The 18,196-nt window shown below is 70.0% G+C and carries 11 protein-coding genes and 1 pseudogene; 7 read left to right on the top strand and 5 right to left on the bottom strand.

Going from position 1 to position 18,196, the window contains the following annotated elements; genetic code table 11:
- Positions 1 to 130 precede the first annotated feature (130 nt).
- Both uvrA and FL311_RS21405 read left to right on the top strand, forming a co-directional pair.
- Complete coding sequence (uvrA, locus tag FL311_RS21410) at positions 131 to 3,031, top strand: excinuclease ABC subunit UvrA (RefSeq protein ID WP_141327511.1); 2,901 nt, start codon at positions 131 to 133, stop codon at positions 3,029 to 3,031.
- Positions 3,032 to 3,507: 476 nt separating this feature from the next.
- Positions 3,508 to 4,956, top strand: coding sequence for a POT family MFS transporter (locus FL311_RS21405; protein WP_141327510.1), 1,449 nt, complete (start codon positions 3,508 to 3,510; stop codon positions 4,954 to 4,956).
- Between the two features lie 116 nt (positions 4,957 to 5,072).
- Here FL311_RS21405 and FL311_RS21400 read toward each other — a convergent pair whose 3' ends face one another.
- From FL311_RS21400 to FL311_RS21385, 4 genes are all read right to left on the bottom strand, one after another.
- Positions 5,073 to 6,467, bottom strand: coding sequence for a peptide MFS transporter (locus FL311_RS21400; RefSeq protein WP_141327509.1), 1,395 nt, complete (start codon positions 6,465 to 6,467; stop codon positions 5,073 to 5,075).
- A 178-nt stretch (positions 6,468 to 6,645) separates the two neighbouring features.
- Entirely contained in the window at positions 6,646 to 9,507 is a 2,862-nt protein-coding gene (locus FL311_RS21395; RefSeq protein WP_141327518.1) for an ATP-binding protein, read from the bottom strand.
- 53 nt (positions 9,508 to 9,560) lie between these two features.
- Complete coding sequence (locus FL311_RS21390) at positions 9,561 to 10,349, bottom strand: methyltransferase domain-containing protein (RefSeq protein WP_194869298.1); 789 nt, start codon at positions 10,347 to 10,349, stop codon at positions 9,561 to 9,563.
- A complete protein-coding gene (locus FL311_RS21385) occupies positions 10,340 to 12,763 on the bottom strand; it encodes a PilZ domain-containing protein (protein ID WP_141327508.1) in 2,424 nt (807 codons plus the stop codon). Before FL311_RS21385 ends, FL311_RS21390 begins: the two co-directional genes overlap by 10 nt.
- A gap of 369 nt (positions 12,764 to 13,132) precedes the next feature.
- Here FL311_RS21385 and nadA point away from each other — a divergent pair, with 369 nt between their 5' ends.
- From nadA to FL311_RS21370, 3 genes are all read left to right on the top strand, one after another.
- Complete coding sequence (gene nadA / locus FL311_RS21380; protein WP_046712852.1) at positions 13,133 to 14,065, top strand: quinolinate synthase NadA; 933 nt, start codon at positions 13,133 to 13,135, stop codon at positions 14,063 to 14,065.
- Between the two features lie 77 nt (positions 14,066 to 14,142).
- Positions 14,143 to 14,742 (top strand): hypothetical protein, encoded by a 600-nt coding sequence (locus FL311_RS21375; protein ID WP_046712851.1) that lies wholly within the window; start codon positions 14,143 to 14,145, stop codon positions 14,740 to 14,742.
- A 7-nt stretch (positions 14,743 to 14,749) separates the two neighbouring features.
- Positions 14,750 to 15,562 (top strand): class I SAM-dependent methyltransferase, encoded by an 813-nt coding sequence (locus FL311_RS21370; RefSeq protein WP_194869297.1) that lies wholly within the window; start codon positions 14,750 to 14,752, stop codon positions 15,560 to 15,562.
- Here the strand turns inward: FL311_RS21370 and FL311_RS21365 are convergent.
- Entirely contained in the window at positions 15,555 to 15,941 is a 387-nt protein-coding gene (locus tag FL311_RS21365; protein ID WP_141327507.1) for a metallothionein, read from the bottom strand. The two genes, FL311_RS21370 and FL311_RS21365, sit on opposite strands and share 8 nt — an antisense overlap.
- A gap of 172 nt (positions 15,942 to 16,113) precedes the next feature.
- Between FL311_RS21365 and FL311_RS21360 the strand changes: the two genes are divergently transcribed.
- Positions 16,114 to 17,679, top strand: a complete 1,566-nt coding sequence (locus FL311_RS21360; RefSeq protein WP_141327506.1) for a hypothetical protein — start codon at positions 16,114 to 16,116, stop codon at positions 17,677 to 17,679.
- A 189-nt stretch (positions 17,680 to 17,868) separates the two neighbouring features.
- A pseudogene (locus FL311_RS21355) lies at positions 17,869 to 18,196 on the top strand (hypothetical protein); the annotation flags it as partial.

Raw genomic sequence — 18,196 nt, 5'->3', positions numbered from 1 at the left:
GTCGCCCGCTCGGATGGCTGGCACGGGTGGGAGTGGGAGCGCAACGCCACGCGTTGAGGACCATCCACCCTCCTCTCCAGGTTTTTTGAGCTACCGGAGCACCTGTTCAGTGGTAGATCGCCCGCCCATCATGTCCGAGCCCGACGTCATCTCCCTCCGAGGCGCCAAGGAGCACAACCTCAAGAACGTCTCCCTGGACATCCCCAAGAAGAAGCTGGTCGTCTTCACGGGGGTCTCCGGGTCCGGCAAGAGCTCGCTCGCCTTCGACACGCTCTACGCGGAAGGCCAGCGCCGCTACGTCGAGAGCCTCTCCGCCTACGCCCGTCAGTTCCTGGGGCAGATGGAGAAGCCCAAGTACGACACCATCCGGGGCCTGTCGCCCACCATCTCCATCGAGCAGAAGGCGGCCAGCAACAACCCCCGCTCGACGGTGGGCACCGTCACCGAGGTGCACGACTACCTGCGCGTGCTCTACGCCTCCATCGGCGTGCAGCACTGCCCCAACTGCGGCCGCAAGGTCGGCAAGCAGAGCGCGCAACAGATTGTCGACGAAATCCTGAAGATGCCCTCGGGCAGCAAGCTCCAGGTGCTGGCGCCGCTGGTGACGAACCGCAAGGGCGAGCACAAGGACCTGCTCACCGAGGCACAGAAGCGCGGCTTCTCCCGCGCGCGCATCGACGGGGCGCTCAAGAGCCTGGAGGAGCGCATCGAGCTGGACAAGAAGTCCAAGCACGACATCGAGCTGGTCATCGACCGGCTGGTGCTCAAGGCGGACATCAAGACGCGACTGACGGACTCGGTGGAGACCGCGCTGCGCGAGGGCAAGGGCACGCTCATCATCACCAACGAGTCGGGCGCGGCGAGCGCCGACCGGGTGATGAGCGAGCTCAACGCATGCCCCGCCTGCGGCATCTCCTTCGGGGATCTGACGCCCGCGTCGTTCTCCTTCAACAACCCGCTGGGCATGTGCACGGACTGCAACGGCCTGGGCACCCGGCCGGAGATGGACCCGGACCTCATCGTGCCGGACCCGTCGCGCAGCATCCGCGACGGCGCCATCGAGCCCTGGGCCAACGGGATGAACCGCGGCGAGGGCTGGACGGCGGACTTCGTGGAGAGCCTGTCCAAGGCGTTCAAGATTGATCTGGACGTGCCCTACGGGAAGCTGTCGAAGCGCGAGCGCGACACGCTGATGAACGGCGCCAAGGGCAAGAGCTTCACCGTCGAGTGGGGCGACAACGGCAAGTACAAGATGGAGTGGGAGGGACTCGTCGAGCGCATGATGCGCAACTTCAAGACGACGACGTCCGAGGCCCGCCGCACCGAGCTGCAGAAGTACTTCAGCAACAAGCCCTGCCCCACCTGCAAGGGAGAGCGCCTGCGCCCCGAGAGCCGCGCGGTGAAGGTCCACGCGCACTCGATTGTCGAGCTGAGCCGGCTGACCATCGCGGACGCGCTCGCGTTCCTGGGCGCGCTGGCGCTGTCCGAGCACGAGCGGAAGATCGCCACCGAGCTGCTCAAGGAGATCCGCAGCCGCCTGTCGTTCCTGGTCGACGTGGGCCTGGGCTATTTGATGTTGGACCGCACCGCGTCCACGCTGTCGGGTGGCGAGAGCCAGCGCATCCGGCTGGCGTCGCAGATGGGCAGCGAGCTGACGGGCGTCATCTACATCCTGGACGAGCCCTCCATCGGCCTGCACCAGCGCGACAACGGCAAGCTGCTCACCACGCTCAAGCGCCTGAGGGATTTGGGCAACTCCGTCATCGTCGTGGAGCACGACGAGGAGACGATGGAGGACGCGGACTGGCTGGTGGACTTCGGCCCGGGCGCGGGGGAGCTGGGCGGCCAGGTGGTGTCCCAGGGCACGCCCAAGCAGGTGATGGCGGACGAGAACAGCCTCACCGGCGGCTACCTCTCCGGGCGGCTGGAGATTGAGATCCCCGAGCAGCGCCGCGCGCCCAACCCCAAGCACCAGCTGGTGATTCAAGGCGCGAAGGAGAACAACCTCCGGGACGTGGACGCGGTGATTCCGCTGGGCATCTTCACCGCCGTCACCGGCGTGTCCGGCGCGGGCAAGTCCACGCTCATCAACGAGATCCTCTACCCCGCCCTGGCCAGGCACCTGTACGACAGCCGCGAGTCGCCCGGGAAGCACAAGGCGGTGCTGGGCTTCGAACACCTGGACAAGGTCATCGACATCGACCAGCGGCCCATCGGCCGCACGCCGCGCAGCAACCCCGCCACGTACACCAAGGTGTTCGACGCCATCCGCGAGGTGTTCGCGATGACGCCGGAGGCGCGCGCGTTCGGCTACGGGCCGGGCCGCTTCAGCTTCAACATCAAGGGCGGCCGCTGCGAGTCGTGCGAGGGCGACGGCGTCAAGCTGGTGGAGATGCACTTCCTGGCGGACGTGTACGTGCCCTGCGAGGTCTGCAACGGCAAGCGCTTCAACGAGGCGACGCTGCGCGTGCGCTACAAGGGCAAGAACATCGCGGAGACGCTCGACATGAGCGTGCGCGAGGCCCAGGAGCACTTCGGCGCGCACAAGGACATCATGCGCGTGCTGCAGACGCTGGGCGACGTGGGCCTGGGCTACATCCGCCTGGGACAGCCCTCCCCCACCCTGTCCGGCGGCGAGGCCCAGCGCATCAAGCTGGCGCGCGAGCTGGCGCGCGTGGCCACGGGCCGCACGCTCTACATCCTGGACGAGCCCACCACGGGTCTGCATTTCGAGGACATCCGCAAGCTGTTGTCCGTGCTCAACCGGCTGGTGGCCGCCGGCAACAGCGTGCTCGTCATCGAGCACAACCTGGATGTCATCAAGAGCGCGGACTGGCTCATCGACATGGGGCCCGAGGGCGGCGCCGGCGGAGGCCAGGTGCTGGCCGTGGGCACCCCGGAGAGCGTGGCCAAGGTGCAGGCCAGCCACACCGGCCGCTACCTGGCGCACGTGCTGGGCAAGTCCCGGCGCGCCCGCGTGGGCAAGCGCGTGGCGGACCCGAGGCCCGCCCAACCCGGCGCGACGGGCTGATTACACACACACCGGCCGCTTCCAGAACATGGAGCGGGGGGCGGGGGTGCCTTCATTCACCCCCTACCCCCCGTCCACCTTGGAGGAAGACTTCACAGGTGGGGTGTGAGACGCGAAATCAGTTTCAGCCGCGTGTCACATGATAGGGCCCCATCAATTCCTGTCAAACAGGCCCAGTCCGCTTAAGTTGCATCAATAAACACGCACTCGCATCGGAACGCGCGGGGCAAGCTCGCGCGAGAATTCCGGTGCGGCTGCGCCGAGGGCGCGAGGCACGCGACACACGCCGCATCGCGGCAGGACAAGGCAGGCAGCCCGAGCCAAGGCCGCCCCACCGTATGGGGAGGGGCCGCCCGGGGTGGCGGAGTGACGTCGGACGCGGGGCTTCGGTGGAGTCCGGCGCGCGCGTTGGGTAGGGTTGGGCCCCTTGCCTTCCAGGCGCCCCCACCTTTCGCCACCAGGGAGCACCCCGACTCATGGCTGAGAGTCCCGCGGTACCGCAGAACAACAAGTTCCCGCCGCAGATACCGTTCATCATCGGCAACGAGGCGTGTGAGCGCTTCAGCTTCTACGGGATGCGGAACATCCTCACGGTGTTCCTCATCGACTACCTGCTGCGCAACGCGGTGCCCGACACGGGGCTGCGCGAGGCCCAGGGCAAGAGCCTGATGCACACCTTCATGGCGGGGGTGTACTTCTTCCCGCTCATCGGTGGGTACCTGGCGGACCGCTTCTTCGGGAAGTACCGCACCATCCTCTGGCTGAGCATCGTCTACTGCATCGGCCACGCGCTGCTCGCCGTCTTCGAGAACAACGCCACGGGCTTCTACACGGGCCTGGCCCTCATCGCCGTGGGCAGCGGCGGCATCAAGCCGTGCGTCGCGGCCATGGCGGGAGACCAGTTCAACGAGTCCAACAGCCACCTGGTGAAGAAGCTCTTCGCCATCTTCTACTGGACCATCAACTTCGGCTCGTTCTTCGCGTCGCTGTTCATCCCGCTGCTGCTCAAGAACTTCGGCCCGTCGGTCGCCTTCGGAATCCCGGGCGTGCTGATGTTCATCGCGACGGTCATCTTCTGGGCGGGCAGGCGCCACTACGTGATGGTGCCGCCGACGGGGGCCAACCCGCACTCGTTCCTCAAGGTGGTGAGCAGCGCGCTGAAGAACCGGGGCCAGGGCGGCCACTGGCTGGACGGCGCCAAGTCCACGCACCCCGACGAAGCCGTGGAGGGCGCCAAGGCGGTGTTCCGGGTGAGCGGGCTGATGCTGCCCTTCGTGCCCTTCTTCTGGATGCTGTTCGACCAGAAGGCGTCCACGTGGGTGGTGCAGGCGCGCGCCATGGACCTGAACGTGGCCGGGTACGAGTTCCAGCCCAGCCAGATGCAGTTCGTCAACCCGATGCTGGTGATGCTGCTCATCCCCTTCCTGACGGCGGTGGTGTACCCGCTGTTCCAGCGCTCGGGGTGGGAGCTGACGCCGCTGCGGCGCATGCCGCTGGGGCTCGTCTTCGGCGCGCTGTCGTTCATCATCGCCGGCTTCTTCCAGGTGGCGATGGAGGGCGGCACGACGCTGAACATCGCGTGGCAGATTCTGCCGTACGTGGTGCTGACGCTCGGCGAAATCCTGATGTCCACCACGGGCCTGGAGTTCGCGTACACGCAGGCGCCCCGGCAGATGAAGGGCACCATCCAGAGCGTGTGGCTGGTGACGAACACGCTGGCCAACGTGGCGGTGGCCATCGCCGCGGCGCTCAACGTCTTCTCCGGCTCCGGGCAGTTCTTCTTCTACGCGGGCATGGCCCTGGTCGCCGCCGTGGGCATGGCGCTGGTGGCCCGCCGCTACGTGGTGCGCGACTGGTACCAGACCTCCGCGCCGCTCCCCACCGAGGAGCGCAGCGCGGCGGGAATCACGGCGAAGTCGGCCTGAAGAAACAGCGACGCCGGAGCCCTCCACGTGAGAGGCGCTCCGGCGTCGGGTGCTTCGTCGAAGTCCAAGGGGCGCGCTTCTCTTTCAGGGAGGCGCGCCCCTCGTCGTTTCGGGACTCAGGCCGCGGCCACCGAGGAGCCGCCCTGGGCCTGCTCGTGGGTGGGCGAGGCGGGCTTCACCTCGTCGGTGCCGTGCATCATCTTCTTCAGGACGGGCGAGACGACCAGGAGGATGAGGCCGGCGATGCCCGTGCCGATGGAGATGTAGAGGAACACGTCGAACTCGCCCAGCTTCTCCGAGTAGCCGCCGATGACGCCGGACAGCTTGTTGGCCGCCGCGTTCGCCAGGAACCACACGCCCATCATCGCGGAGACGATGCGCTGGGGCGCGACCTTGGTCACCATGGAGAGGCCCACCGGGGACAGGCACAGCTCGCCCATGGTGTGGAACAGGTACGCCAGGATGACCCAGTACGCGGCCGCCTTGCCCGCCGCCTCGCTCTGGTTGGAGGCGCCCAGCATGAAGACGAAGCCGATGGAGAGGAACACCAGGCCCAGGCCCATCTTCACCGGGATGCTCGGGTCCTTGCCGCGCGCGGCAAGCCACCCCCACAGCCCCGCGAACACCGGCGCCAGCGCGACGATGAAGAGCGAGTTGAAGTTCTGGAACCAGGTGGTGGGGACCTCGCCGAACAGGATGTGCCGGTCCACCTTCTCGTTCGTGTAGAGGTTCATCAGACCGCCGGCCTGCTCGAAGCCCGCCCAGAAGGCGACGACGAAGAGGGCGATGATGAAGATGACGATGATGCGGTCGACCTCCTCGCGGCTGAAGCCCTTCTTCTCCCCGCCGCCCTGCGCCACCTGCGCCTGCGCCGAGGGCTTCACGGGGGCCAGGCCCACCTCGCCCAGCAGCTTCTTCTGCAGCGCGAGGAAGGCCACCAGGCCCAGGAACATGCCCACGCCCGCGGAGCCGAAGCCCCAGTGCCAGCCGACCTTCTCACCCAGCGTGCCGCAGATGAAGTTGCCGAGCATCGCGCCCAGGTTGATGCCCATGTAGAAGATGGTGAAGGCACCATCCCGACGGCCGTCACCCGGCGCGTACAGCCCGCCCACCATGGTGGAGATGTTCGGCTTGAAGAAGCCGTTGCCGATGATGAGGAAGCCCAGGCCCACGTAGAACATCATCACGCTGGGGAGCGCGAGGACCAGGTGGCCTATCATCATCAACACGCCACCGAGCACCACCGCCCGGCGCTGCCCCATGAAGCGGTCCGCCAGGAAGCCGCCGACGATGGGCGTCAGGTACACCAGGCCGGTGTACGTTCCGTAGAGGCTGAGCGCTTCGCTCTTGCTCCACCCGAAGCCCCCGTTGACCTGGCTCGTGAGGAATAGGACGAGCAGGCCGCGCATGCCGTAATACGACATGCGCTCCCACATTTCGGTGAAGAACAGGAGGTACAACCCTCGCGGGTGCCCCTGACGGGCAGCGCCCGCGGCTACGGTTCCTTGCATGCCGAGGTTTCCTTCGGTGGGTGGATGGGGTGTGACGTAAAGAGCACTTGACTGTAGCAGACCCAACGACAGCCGTGCGTGAGTGGACAACGGGGACGGCCGAGAATTCCCCCGTCCCCCGCCCCGCCCTCCGGACGTCACGCCGCGTCGAGTCGAGCCGCCGCCCGCCGGAAGCAGCTCAGCCCAGCCGGCCCACGCGGGGCTCGGACTGTCCCTCGGCGCCGCCGCTCGACGAGGAGCGCCCGGGAGGACGCAGGGGCAGTCGAACCTCCACCTGGGTGCCCTTGCCCGGCGCGCTGCTCAGGTCGATGCGGCCGCCGTGACGCACGATGATGCGCCGGCTCAGGGCCAGCCCCAGCCCCGTGCCCTCCCCCGCGGCGCGGGTGGAGAAGAAGGGCTGGAACAGCCGCTCCATGTCCTCCTGGCGGATGCCCACGCCGTTGTCGCTGATGGTGACGACGGCCTCGTCGCCCTGGCAGGACGTGGCCACGCGCACCCGGCCGTGCTCGCCCACCGCGCGCAGCGCGTTGTCCAGCAGGTTGAGCCACACCTGGTTGAGCGAGCCCGGGTCTCCCTGCACCGGCAGCGTGCACTCGTAGGCGCGCTCCACCGTCACGCCCGAAGGCACGCGCCACATGAGCACGCCCAGCGTGGAGTCCAGCAGCGTGTCCAGGGACAGCATCACCGGCGTGTCGGTGGTGCGGGTGAAGGACAAGAGCGACTCGGCGAGGTGGCGGATGCGCTGGCCGCACTCCTCCATCACCTCCACCATGGCGCGGCTCATCTGCGCGTCCGGCGTGTCGGCCACCAGCACCTCTTTCAGCGGCGTCAGCGCGTTCATCAACCCGTTGAGCGGGTTTCTGACCTCGTGCGCGAAGCCGGAGGTGAGCAGGCCGATGGCCGCCAGCCGCTCGTTCTCCGCGGAGCGGATGGCCGCCTCGCGCAGGCGCAGCTGCGTCTCGATTCGCGCCAGCAGCTCGCGCGGGCTGAAGGGCTTGCCCAGGTAGTCGTTGGCGCCCGTGCCCAGGGCCTCCACCTTCGCGGAGACCTCCTGGCGCGCGGTGAGGAGGATGACGGGGATGTCCACCGTCTGCGGATGCGCGCGCAGGGCCTCGAGCATCTGCAGGCCCGAGAGCACCGGCATCATCACGTCCGACACGATGAGCTCCGGCCGCTCGGCCAGGGCGCGCTGGCGGCCCTCCTCCCCGTTGATGGCCTCCATCACCCGGTAGTGCTGCTTGAGCAGCCCCGCGATGAAGCCGCGAATCTCCGCGTCGTCCTCCACCACCAGGATGCGCGGCGCGTCCGGCCCCGGCCCGGCATGGTCTCTCGCCGGCAGCGCCGAGGCGTTGCGCCCGTTGTCCGGCACGCCCGCGTCCAGCGAGGGGTACGAGCCCGAGATTCGCCGCTCGCGCCGCACCGGCATCTCCGCGCGGCGCCGCTCGCGCAGCTCCTCGCGGATGTGCGCTCTCCCCTTGGGCAGGCGCACGTGGAAGGTGGAGCCCTGGCCCAGCTCGCTCGTCACGTGGATGCCGCCCTCGTGCAGCTCCAGCGTCTCCTTCACCAGCGCCAGGCCGATGCCCGTGCCGCCGAAGCGGCGGGTGCCGCTGTTGTCCGCCTGGGCGAAGCGGTCGAAGATGACCTTCGTGTCCGGGGCGGAGATGCCCTGGCCGGTGTCCACCACGTCCACCCAGACGTCCTTCTCGTCCTCGTGCACGCGCACCGTCACCCCGCCGGCCTGGGTGAACTTCAGCGCGTTGGACAGGAGGTTCTGGAAGACGATGTCCATGCGCTCGTGGTCCACCTCCACGGGCGTCACCGCCTGGCCCTCCAGCTTCAGCCACACGCCCTGCCGCTCCGCCATGGCGAGGAACGGCGGCAGCACGGTGCTCAGGAAGGCGTGCAGTTCCAGGGGCTGGTAGCGCAGCCGCGCCTTGCCCGACTCGAGCTGGGCCAGGTCCAGCAGGTTGTTGATGAGGCGCAAGAGGCGCTGCGCGCTGCGCTCCATGGTGGCCACGTGCTGCATGACCACCTCCGGGTTGTTCTCCTCGCCGCGGCGCTCCAGCGACTCGAGCGTCAGCAGGATGAGCGTGAGCGGCGTGCGCAGCTCGTGGCTGACGTTGTCGAAGAACTCGCTCTTGAGCCGGTCCAGCTCCTGCTGGCGCACCAGCGCGTCGCCCAGCTTGCCGTTGGCCTCCTTCAGCTCCTGGGTGCGCTCGGCCACGCGGTCCTCGAGGGCCACGTTGGCGCGGAAGATCTCGTCGTAGCGCTGCTGCAGCTCCGACAGCGAGCCCATGATGGCCTGGTTCTGCGAGCGCAGCGCCTCGTCCTTGCCCTTCAGCTCGCGCCGCCCGTCCAGCCAGCCGCCCACCGCGAAGCCCGCCGTGGCGAGCGCCCCCACGCAGAACACCGGGTGGCCCAGCCCCACCGCCGTCGCGGCCAGGCCACACACCGTGCCCAGCACCAGGCCCAGGTGGTGGCCCCACAGCGACGGAGGGTCCGTCCACGTCAGGTGGTAGCGGCACGCGGGCGCGCCGTGCACCTGGCACTCCAGCTCCCGCACCTCCGCGGGCGCCAGCCCCCAGATGGTGGGGAACGACGCGAACTGGCCCATCCGCAGCTCGCAGATGTTGCGGTCCTGCTCGACGATGCTGCTGCGGTACGTCAGGTCCAGCCGCTCGCGCTCCAGCCGCTCCACGGTGAAGTGGCCCACGCGGTTGTAGCTGGGGGAGAACTCAATGGTCTGCCGGTAGCACATGCGCGGCGAGCCGACCGCGCGCAGCATGTAGAAGACGAAGCCGAGCGCCTGGGGCGACGCGGTGAACAACCCCGCCTGCCGCATGAACTGCGGGTCCCCCGACTCCTGCTGGAGCATCGCCGCCACGCGCTCGAGGAAGCGCAGCGAGACGAAGTTCGTCGGCGTGCGCATGTACTCCAGCGGAAGGCCGAAGCCGTGGCGCGCCCAGGCGCGCTGCAGCCGCTCACCGCCGTAGCGCTGCTCGAAGTACAAGAGCAGCGTGGAGGTGGCGCGGGTCCCCACCTCGGGCGCGTTGTCGGGCGTCTGCGCGTCCTCCCGCTGTGGGGCACTGTCACTCAAGGCCGGGTTCCCTCCGTCACCAGCGTCACCGCATACTTGAGTCCGGCGGGGTCCGCCAACATGGCCAGGAAGTCGCGGCAGTGGGCCTGGTACGGCTCCAGGCCTCCGAAGGCGGGCGCGGCCACCGGGGCCAGCGCGGCGAAGCGCACCTCCCAGTCCCGCATCAGCCGGGCGTCCGCGGCCCCGGCCACCAGGTAGAACGGCAGCAGGTGCACCTTCACGTCCACGAGCCCCGCCTCGCGGAACTCCGAGAAGAGCTTGCGCCCGACGTGCAGATCGAACCCCCTCGTGGCCAGCGCGTCGACGATGCGCTGGGTGCCGTCACGCAGCGCGTCGGAGAAGGGCCAGTTCTGGAAGCCCAGCCCGTCGATGTCCGACACCACCACCTTGCCGCCCGGCCGGGTGACGCGCATCAGCTCCGCGAGCGCCACGGGCCGGTCCGGCAGGTACTCGAAGACGTACTGGCTCCAGACGTAGTCCACCGACGCGTCCGGCAACCCGGTGCGGCGGATGTCCGCCTGATGGAAGCGCAGCCAGGGACGGTGGGCGTTGCGCAGGGAGGCCTCGCGCAGCCGGTCCTCGTTGAGGTCCACGCCCGTCACGTGGCCGGTGGGGCCGACCAGGTCCGCCATCGTCTCGGAGATGCCGCCGGGGCCGCAGCCCGCGTCGAGCGCGCGCGCCCCGGTGCCAAGCCCCGTGGCGCCCAGGAGGGTCCGCATGTTGTCGGACGCGCCTTCCTGCGCGAGCAGCCGACGTCCCTCTTCCGTGGACTCCATCAAGTACATGAAGGGTCCTCGGGTGACGGCTGGGCGGCGGCGCGGCGCGGGCGGCTGAGCCGCTCGAAGAGCGAGCGCCACAAGTCACACCAGCGGCGGACCATGGAGCGGTGGAAGATCCACTCGCAGAAGCGTCCCTGCCCCACGAAGCCCATCGACGCGAGCAGCGGCGCGTCCTCGTCCGCCACCAGGCCCACCGCCGAGGGCCGGCCCCGCGCGCGGGCGTGGGCGATGCACCGGTGGACCAGGGCCTCCAGCGCCTGCTTCGCCAGCGGATGCGAGCGGTCCGCCACCTCCAGCCAGAAGCCGTTGGTGACCTCGATGTAGCTCAGGCCCGGGGAGGCCTCCTCCACCAGCGCCAGCGCCAGCGGGCCGTCTTCCCCGTCCACCACGAACATGCGCCGGTCCCGGTACAGCCCCGCGGCCGCGAAGCGCGCGCGCATCTGGTCCTCCGCGTCCGGCTCCGCCTGGAGGTCCTCCGCCAGCACGCGGACCACCTCGCCCCGGGCGCGCAGGTGCGCCTCCAGCCAGGCGCGGTCCGCTTGCGTCCCCTCGCGCACCGTCAGCGTCGTCGCCGGGGCCTGGGGCGCCAGTTCCAGGGGCAGCCGCATGTAGTGGAAGGCGCGCAGCATGCTGAAGCCGCGGTTCTCCATGACGCGGGCCAGCCACGTGCCCAGCCGGTTGGGCCACCGGTTGTCGCTGCGCCACATGTAGCGCAGGAACTCCACGTCCTCGATGGCCTCGCCCATCTCCACCGCGAGCGCCGTCAGGTCGTTGGCGATCTGCTCGTGCCGGTGGTAGCCGGGCCGCACCGCCAGGTGCTGCACCAGCCACGAGCGCGAGTGCATCCTCAAGCCGCCCACGTGGCCCATGATGGCGCCCGCATCCGCGTAGAGGATGGAGCGGCCCAGGTCCTTGGCCTCCGCGAGCCGCCGGTGGGTGTGCTCCAGAGCGTCCAGGTAGCCCGCCTCGCCGCCGAACGGGTAGTCCGGATGGAAGGTGTAGTGGGACTCCTCCATCATCTTCCAGATGTCCGCCAGCTTCTCCTGGCCGCCGTCGCGCGAGGCCCCGCTGCGTGACGCCATGAAGGCGTCATGGATGGCGTCGCGAATCTTCGTCGGCACCTCGAGCAGCCGCACGCCGCAGCGGTACGGGCGCAGGCTCCGGTCGAACCGGCTGTCGGTGTTGACCGCGTCCACCGAGCGGACCTCCGCGCGGCACGGCACCTCCGAGCCGTCCGGCAACAGGAGCGACACGTCCAGCTGGGAGCCGGCGGGCAGCACCTCGCAGGACGCGTCGAACGGGAACGCGAAGCCGCGGCCGCTCAAATCCAGCACCGAGCGGGTGATGCGCTCGCCGTTGATGGGCGCGTGGAAGGTGACGAGGAAGCGGTGGTCGGGCCCCAGCCGGAAGCGCTGCAGGCCGCGGCGGTTCTGCAGCCCCACCGAGCGCGGCACGCTCAGCGCCACGTCGTTGTCGCCCCGGCGCAGCACGCTGGTGGCGCCCGAGTAGCTCTGTCCGCCGACCTCGAAGGAGAGCTGCAGCACGTCCCCCACGTCCGCGGGGAACGCGCCGTCATTGAAGCCGCGCAGCACCGCGCGCCCGTCCTGCAGCTCCACCACGGGCGCGTCCAGGCGGAAGTGGGAGGACGGCGTGTCCAGGTAGTGCAGCCAGATGGGCGTCTCGCGGCGCACCGCCTTGCGCAGGAGCGCCAGGACGATGACCGGGTCCCTCATGCGGGAGGTCGGCGCGGTCACCGGCTCGTCCAGTCCCTCGCCCCAGGTGATGCCCAGCCGCAGGTAGGGCTGCTGGGTGGCGTGGACCTGCTGGGCGTGGCGGATGAACGCGCGCGGGACCTGGAGCACCGTCTTGCCGTGGCGCTCGAAGACCAGGTCCTCCAGCGCGGTGCCCTGGATGAACGCGCCGATGGACGCGGTGAGCGGCACGCGCAGCGCGGCGCCGAAGTTGCCCACGTCCAGGCAGCCAGCGGGGTACGTCACGCCGTTGAGCCGGAAGCGCACCGCCAGGGTGCTGGCGGGCGTCACCCGGGCCGAGGAGCGGTGCTGGAGGATGCTGGTGAGCCGGCGGCCCAGCTCCGACACGGTGAGGCTGTCATCCAGCGTATTGAAGACATGCCCTTCGGCCGCGGTCTCCACGAGTTCCTCGAGCCCCTGGCGGTCCGACTGCGAACAGACGAAGACGCGCACGGCCTCGGGCGCGGCCCGGTCGACATGTCTCAAGAAGCGCCGCGCGTTCTCCGGAGGAGCGATGATGAGGGTGGGCGCCGTGGACTCCATGCGCCGCGTGGCTTCCACCTGGGACTCCACCGCGACAACCCGGTGGACGCCCAGGACCTCGGCCAGCGCGGCGCGCCGGCCCTCGTTCGGATGCACAATCAGGACGTCCTGAGTGGGGACACTCATGCTCTCTCCTCGACGGGAAAGGCGTTCAAATGGAGAAGGGGCAGGGCCACTGCCTGCCCACGGCCACGGGTCCGGTGCCGCCCCCTCTCCACCAGCCGATCGCGTGTTCTCGACCCCGAATGTGTGGCTTGTCCAAGCTCGACAGCAAGGCGACTGCTCCCCCGGGCCGACCCGGAGGATTGCGCGCAGTCTACCCTCTCCGCGCCGTCAGGTGATGCGGGCATGCGCCTCGCTTGCACGAAGTGGGACGGTGGCAGAGTCGACCCAGGGAACGCCAGCGCCGGCCATCCGTCCGCCCGGCAGCCAACTTCCGACGATGTGGCCCAACCCCGCCGGGCGAGTTAAGTGTCGACCAGGCAAGGAGGTGCCATGGGCACCGAGGTGGATTACGCGCGGGAAATCGAGGAGCTCAAGCGTTCCATGAACGCTGTGATTCTTGCGCACTACTACCAGGAGAGCGAAGTCCAGGACGTGGCGGACTTCGTCGGGGACAGCCTCGCGTTGGCGCAGGCGGCGGAGCGCACCCAGGCGGACGTCATCGTCTTCTGTGGCGTGCACTTCATGGCGGAGACCGCGAAAATCCTGAATCCCTCGCGGCAGGTGCTGTTGCCGGACCTGAAGGCGGGCTGTTCGCTGTCGGACCGGTGTCCGCCGGCGGCCTTCAAGGTCTTCAAGGAGAAGCATCCGGGCGCCTTCGTGGTGAGCTACGTGAACAGCTCCGCCGCGGTGAAGGCGATGAGCGACGTCATCTGCACGTCCTCCAACGCGGTGAAAATCGTCAACCAGGTCCCCCGCGACCGGCAGATCCTCTTCGCGCCGGACCAGCACCTGGGCCGCCACGTCATGAAGCAGACGGGGCGGGACATGGTGCTGTGGCCGGGCAGCTGCATCGTCCACGAAATCTTCAGCGAAAAGAAGCTGGTGGAGCTGAAGGTCCTCCACCCGGACGCGGAGGTGGTGGCCCATCCGGAGTGCGAGGCGCCGGTGCTGCGGCACGCGGACTTCATCGGCTCGACGAAGGGCATCCTCGACCACGTCATCAAGAGCCCGAAGGAGAAGTTCATCGTCGTGACGGAGGCGGGCATCCTCCATCAGATGAAGAAGGGCGCGCCGCACAAGCACTTCATCCCCGCGCCGCCGGACAACGGCTGCGCGTGCAACGAGTGCCCGTACATGCGGCTCAACACGATGGAGAAGCTCTGGAAGTGCATGAAGGAGCGCACGCCGGAGCTGACGATGCCGGAGGACCTGCGGGAGGCGGCCCGCGCTCCGTTGCAGCTCATGCTGGAGTGGTCCAGATAGAGCGGAATCTGTCGTCACAGCGGACATTTGCCAACTCGCGTCTTGCGCCGGGAAGGCCAGGGTGCAATGGAGCATCCGTGGCCTTCCGATTTCTCGCAGTTCCGTCGCACCGACTGGTGGAGCATCCCCAGTCGCTGCCGGTCGATGAGCGCCTCGAGCCGGACCTGCCGCCGGTCCATGAGGCGGTGGAGCGCGCCCTGTCAGGCGCCGAGTTCCGTGACATGCGCGCGAAGGACCGCCTGCGCGCCCTGCTGCAGGGCGACAAGCCGCCGAAGCTGGGCGCGCCCGAAGCGGGCTTCGGCGCCTCCGCGGTGTTCGCGCAGCCGCCCCAGGATCTACCGGCGCTCTTGCGTCTGGCGGATGAGCTGGAGGGCCTGGCGCGGCGCGAGGCCGGTGAGCGCGCGCTGGTGTGGAAGTGCGGCGACTGCGGCGCCCGGTACGCGGTGCCGGTGGCGCTGGTGCGCCAGGTGTCCATCCGCTGCGAGCGGTGTGGCACCCCGGTGGAGCTCAACGCCACGCGCAGCCTCGGCGAGGAGTCCCTCATCGACCCCTTCCAGGGCGCGGTGAACGACAGCCGCAGGGAGCTGGCCGCCTTCTTCCGCGAGGCGATGGCGCGGGGCTGGCCGGTGCTCGTGGCCGAGGACCGGCGCGTCACCCCTCCGCCGCCCCAGGCCTGACGCCCGGGTGCGGCACGCGCTCGTCCAGCTCCTTCGCTGCCCCCGCTGTCGCAAGGGCGCGCTGCGTCCCGAGGCGCCCGCGCCGGTGTTGCTCTTCGGCCCGCTGCGTTGTCCGGAGTGCCGCACCAGCTACCCGGTGGCCGAGGGCGTCGCGGACCTGGTGCTGGAGCCTCCCGCCTCCGCCGGCCTGCAGCGCGGGCTGGAGAACCGCTGGGTGGCGCGCTCCTACGAGCGCTACGTGCGCCCCACCCTCCAACGCGCGCTCCTGCGTCAGCCGCTCGACGCGGACAGCGAGTACCTGCTCTACCGCAGCCTGCTGGGCACGCCCGACGGGCCGGTGCTGGACCTGGGCTGCGGCACGGGGTTGGTGGCGCGCAGGCTCGCGCGTGAGCCGGGCTTCCCGCCCGTCGCCGGACAGGACGTGAGCCCCGCGATGCTGGAGGAAGGCATGGCGCAGGCGCGCGAGGCGGGCGCGACGGTGGATTTCCTGCGAGCCCAGGCGCCCTACCTCCCCTTCCAGGACGGAGCGCTGGGGGCGGTGTTGATGGTGGACTCGCTCCACTACGTGGAGGACCTGGGCCGGCTGATGCTGGAGGTGGCGCGGGCGCTGCGGCCCGGGGGACGCTGGGTGGCGAGCACGTATGCGCCGCCTGGGTCCGCGTCGGGGCTGCTTCACCGTCGCGCGGGGCTCCATCCCAGGACCGAGGCCACGCTGCGCGCGGCGGCCGGGGCGGCGGGGCTGGTGCGCTTCGAGCGCGTGGCGCTGCCGCCGCTGCTGGTGCTCAAGGCGGAGAAGGCCTCCGCCGAGACGCTCAGATGAAGATGCCGGCGGACGCGTCGGTGCGGCGCGCCTCGTCCAGCTTCAGCTCCGCGGGCTGACCGCGCAGCGCGTCCATCACCTGCCGCTTGGGCTTGCAACGGGCGCACTCACACGTGCCCTTCTTGCACGTGCAGTCCGCCTTGCTGCCGCACTGACACTTCGCGGCCATCAGCGAGTCGAGCGCGTCGAGCGGGCGCTCCTGCTCGCCCGTGGCTGGACGGGCCTCGGTGGCCTTCGAGTCCGGGGCGGGCGTCTGGGCCTTCTCGGCCTTGGCTCGCGCGGCCTGGGCGTGGGCCTCGCAGGCGCTCGCCGCTCGGGGCGCGAGCATCAGCAGACCGCTGGCCAGCGCCGCAACCATCATCGTCGCGTTGCGTGTCATGTGCGCGCTCCTCGAGGGGCCCTCGCCCCCCGTGCTCCGGCGCCTATAGCGCAGGCCCCAACGACTGCCAAGGTCGACGGCCATACCTTTGTCTACCTCGCCGCGTCACGTCGAGCGTCCCTGTTGGCTGCTCGCCGGGCAGGGAAGCGGCGCGTACAGTCCTGCCCCTCTCGTGACGAACTCCAACGCTCGCTTTATTCACGTGACGGCCCTGGTGCTCGGCGCCCTGCCCCTGTGGGTGTCCCGCCACCTGCCCATGGTGGACCTGCCGCAGCACCTGTACCTCATCTCGGTGCTCCACCGGCTGGATGACCCGAGCACGCTGTACCCGCGGCTCTTCGAGGCGCGGCACGCCCTGACCCCGTACCTGGGGTACTACTACCTGGTCAGCGCGCTGAACTGGCTGCTGCCGCTGGACCTGGCCAACCGCGTCTTCCTCACCGCCTACGTGGTGGGCCTGCCGCTGAGCCTGGGCTTCCTGCTGCGCTCGCTGGGCAGGCCCACGTGGCCGTCGCTGCTCGCGCTGCCCTTCGCGTACGGAGACAGCTTCGGCTGGGGCTTCATCAACTACTGCGCCGCGCTGCCGCTGACGTTGCTGTGCTGTGGCTTCTTCGTGCGCGCGCTGGAGGACGAGCCCCGGCGCAGACGCTGGGCGGCGTGGCTGGCCGGGTGCCTGGTCGCGGTGCTGCTGTTCCATGTGCAGGCCTTCGGGTTCCTCGCCTTCGGGCTGCCCTGGCTGCTCGTCACCACGGCGGTGCCGGAGGACGCCACGGCGCGGGGACTCGTCGCGAGGCTCAAGCCCCGGGTGCCGGCGCTCCTGGGCGTGGTGCCCGGGGTCGCGCTGTTCCTCGGCTGGGTGGTGCTGCGCTTCGGTGAGCCGCCCGACATCCAGCCGGGGGCGCCGTGGAAGGCGTGGGGGCCGACGTTCTCGCCGCAGAACCTGGGGTGGAAGAGCTTCGCGCAGAACCGCGCGGAGCTGTTCGACGTGCTCGCCAACACCCTGCGGGATGGCTCGGACCGGTGGGCGATGTACGCGGTGGGCGCGGTGGCGCTCGCGGGTTGGGTGGCGGGGCTGGTGCGTCCGGAGGCTGGGAGCTCTCGGGGCTGGGTGACGCGCTCGCGGCTGCTGGGGTTGGGCGGGCTGGCGCTGGCCCTATACTTCCTGCTGCCGTTCGACATCCGGGGATACGTCTACTACCTGAACACGCGCTATGCGCACCTGGCGGCCGCGCTGCTGGTGGCCACGGCGCCGGCGACGGTGGCGTCGTGGCGGGTGCCGCTGCGATGGGCCGCGGGGGCGTGCGCGCTGGTGCTGGCCGTCACGCTGGGCCGGGGCTTCCGCGCCTTCTCTCGCGAGGCCGCGGAGTGGGAGGGGCTGGTGTCGGCGACGGCGTCGAAGCCCCGGGTCATGGGGCTCATCTACGACCCGGGCTCGCGCGTGGTGCGCTTCCCCGTGTTCATCCACTCGGCGGCGGTGCTCGCGCGCGAGCGCGGGGGTGTGCCCAACTTCACGTTCGCGTCCACGCCGCACTCGCCGCTGAAGTATCGCGGCGAGGTGCCGCCCACCTTCCCCTCCGAGTGGCGGCCCCAGGACGTCGATTGGGACATGCAGGGCGCCTGGTACGACACCTTCGTCGTGCGCGGCGCCCACCCGTCCCAGGTGTTCGGCGCGCGGCTCCAATCGGAGTTCGCCATCGTCGGGCAGTCGGGCCGCAGCTGGCTGGTGCGCAGGCGCTGAACGCGGCGTCCGAGGCGTTCAGCGCAAGGCTCCGCTCGACGCTCACCGAGGTCGGCCCGGCGTCGGGCGTCGCCCCACGACACTCGCACCCGAGCGCCGCGTCCCGCGCCGTCCGGAGTGTGGGCCAGTGGTCGCGCGCCCCGCGCGGACGATGCCCCGAGACACGCGGCGCGGGGTACAAGGCCCCGCATGAAATCCCCCGCCTCGGACCCTCGCTCCCTGCTGGACGCACTTCGCGCCGGCACCGCCCTGCCGGACCTCCCCGCCGACAAGGTGGAGGCCGCCCGCGCCCTCGCGCGCGAGGGCCACGTCGCCACGCCCGCCGAGCTGGAAGCCCTGCCCGAGCCCCTCGCCGCCGCCGTCCTCGAAGCCTCCGTGCTCGCAGGCCAGCCCGCGCTCGCGGAAGCCCTGTCCGCCTCCTCGGTGAAGCCGCTGGCCAAGCTCGCCAAGAAGGCCCTGTACCGCCTGCGCTCGCGCGGGGTCGCGGTGGCCGAGGCCCCGCGCGCCGCCCCCACCG

The sequence above is a fragment of the Myxococcus sp. AB025B genome (assembly GCF_006518215.1).
GTDB lineage: Bacteria > Myxococcota > Myxococcia > Myxococcales > Myxococcaceae > Myxococcus > Myxococcus fulvus.
Note: the sequence above shows the minus strand (reverse complement) of the source record. Positions and strands in the feature narration are given on the sequence as shown.

What these genes read in the sequence shown, in the direction of transcription:
- FL311_RS21405 (WP_141327510.1), top strand. Translation starts at nt 3,508, where the DNA reads ATGGCTGAGAGTCCCGCGGTACCGCAGAACAACAAGTTCCCGCCGCAG.
- FL311_RS21385 (WP_141327508.1), bottom strand. Translation starts at nt 12,763, where the DNA reads ATGAGTGTCCCCACTCAGGACGTCCTGATTGTGCATCCGAACGAGGGC.
- nadA (WP_046712852.1), top strand. Translation starts at nt 13,133, where the DNA reads ATGGGCACCGAGGTGGATTACGCGCGGGAAATCGAGGAGCTCAAGCGT.
- FL311_RS21390 (WP_194869298.1), bottom strand. Translation starts at nt 10,349, where the DNA reads ATGTACTTGATGGAGTCCACGGAAGAGGGACGTCGGCTGCTCGCGCAG.
- uvrA (WP_141327511.1), top strand. Translation starts at nt 131, where the DNA reads ATGTCCGAGCCCGACGTCATCTCCCTCCGAGGCGCCAAGGAGCACAAC.
- FL311_RS21400 (WP_141327509.1), bottom strand. Translation starts at nt 6,467, where the DNA reads ATGCAAGGAACCGTAGCCGCGGGCGCTGCCCGTCAGGGGCACCCGCGA.
- FL311_RS21365 (WP_141327507.1), bottom strand. Translation starts at nt 15,941, where the DNA reads ATGACACGCAACGCGACGATGATGGTTGCGGCGCTGGCCAGCGGTCTG.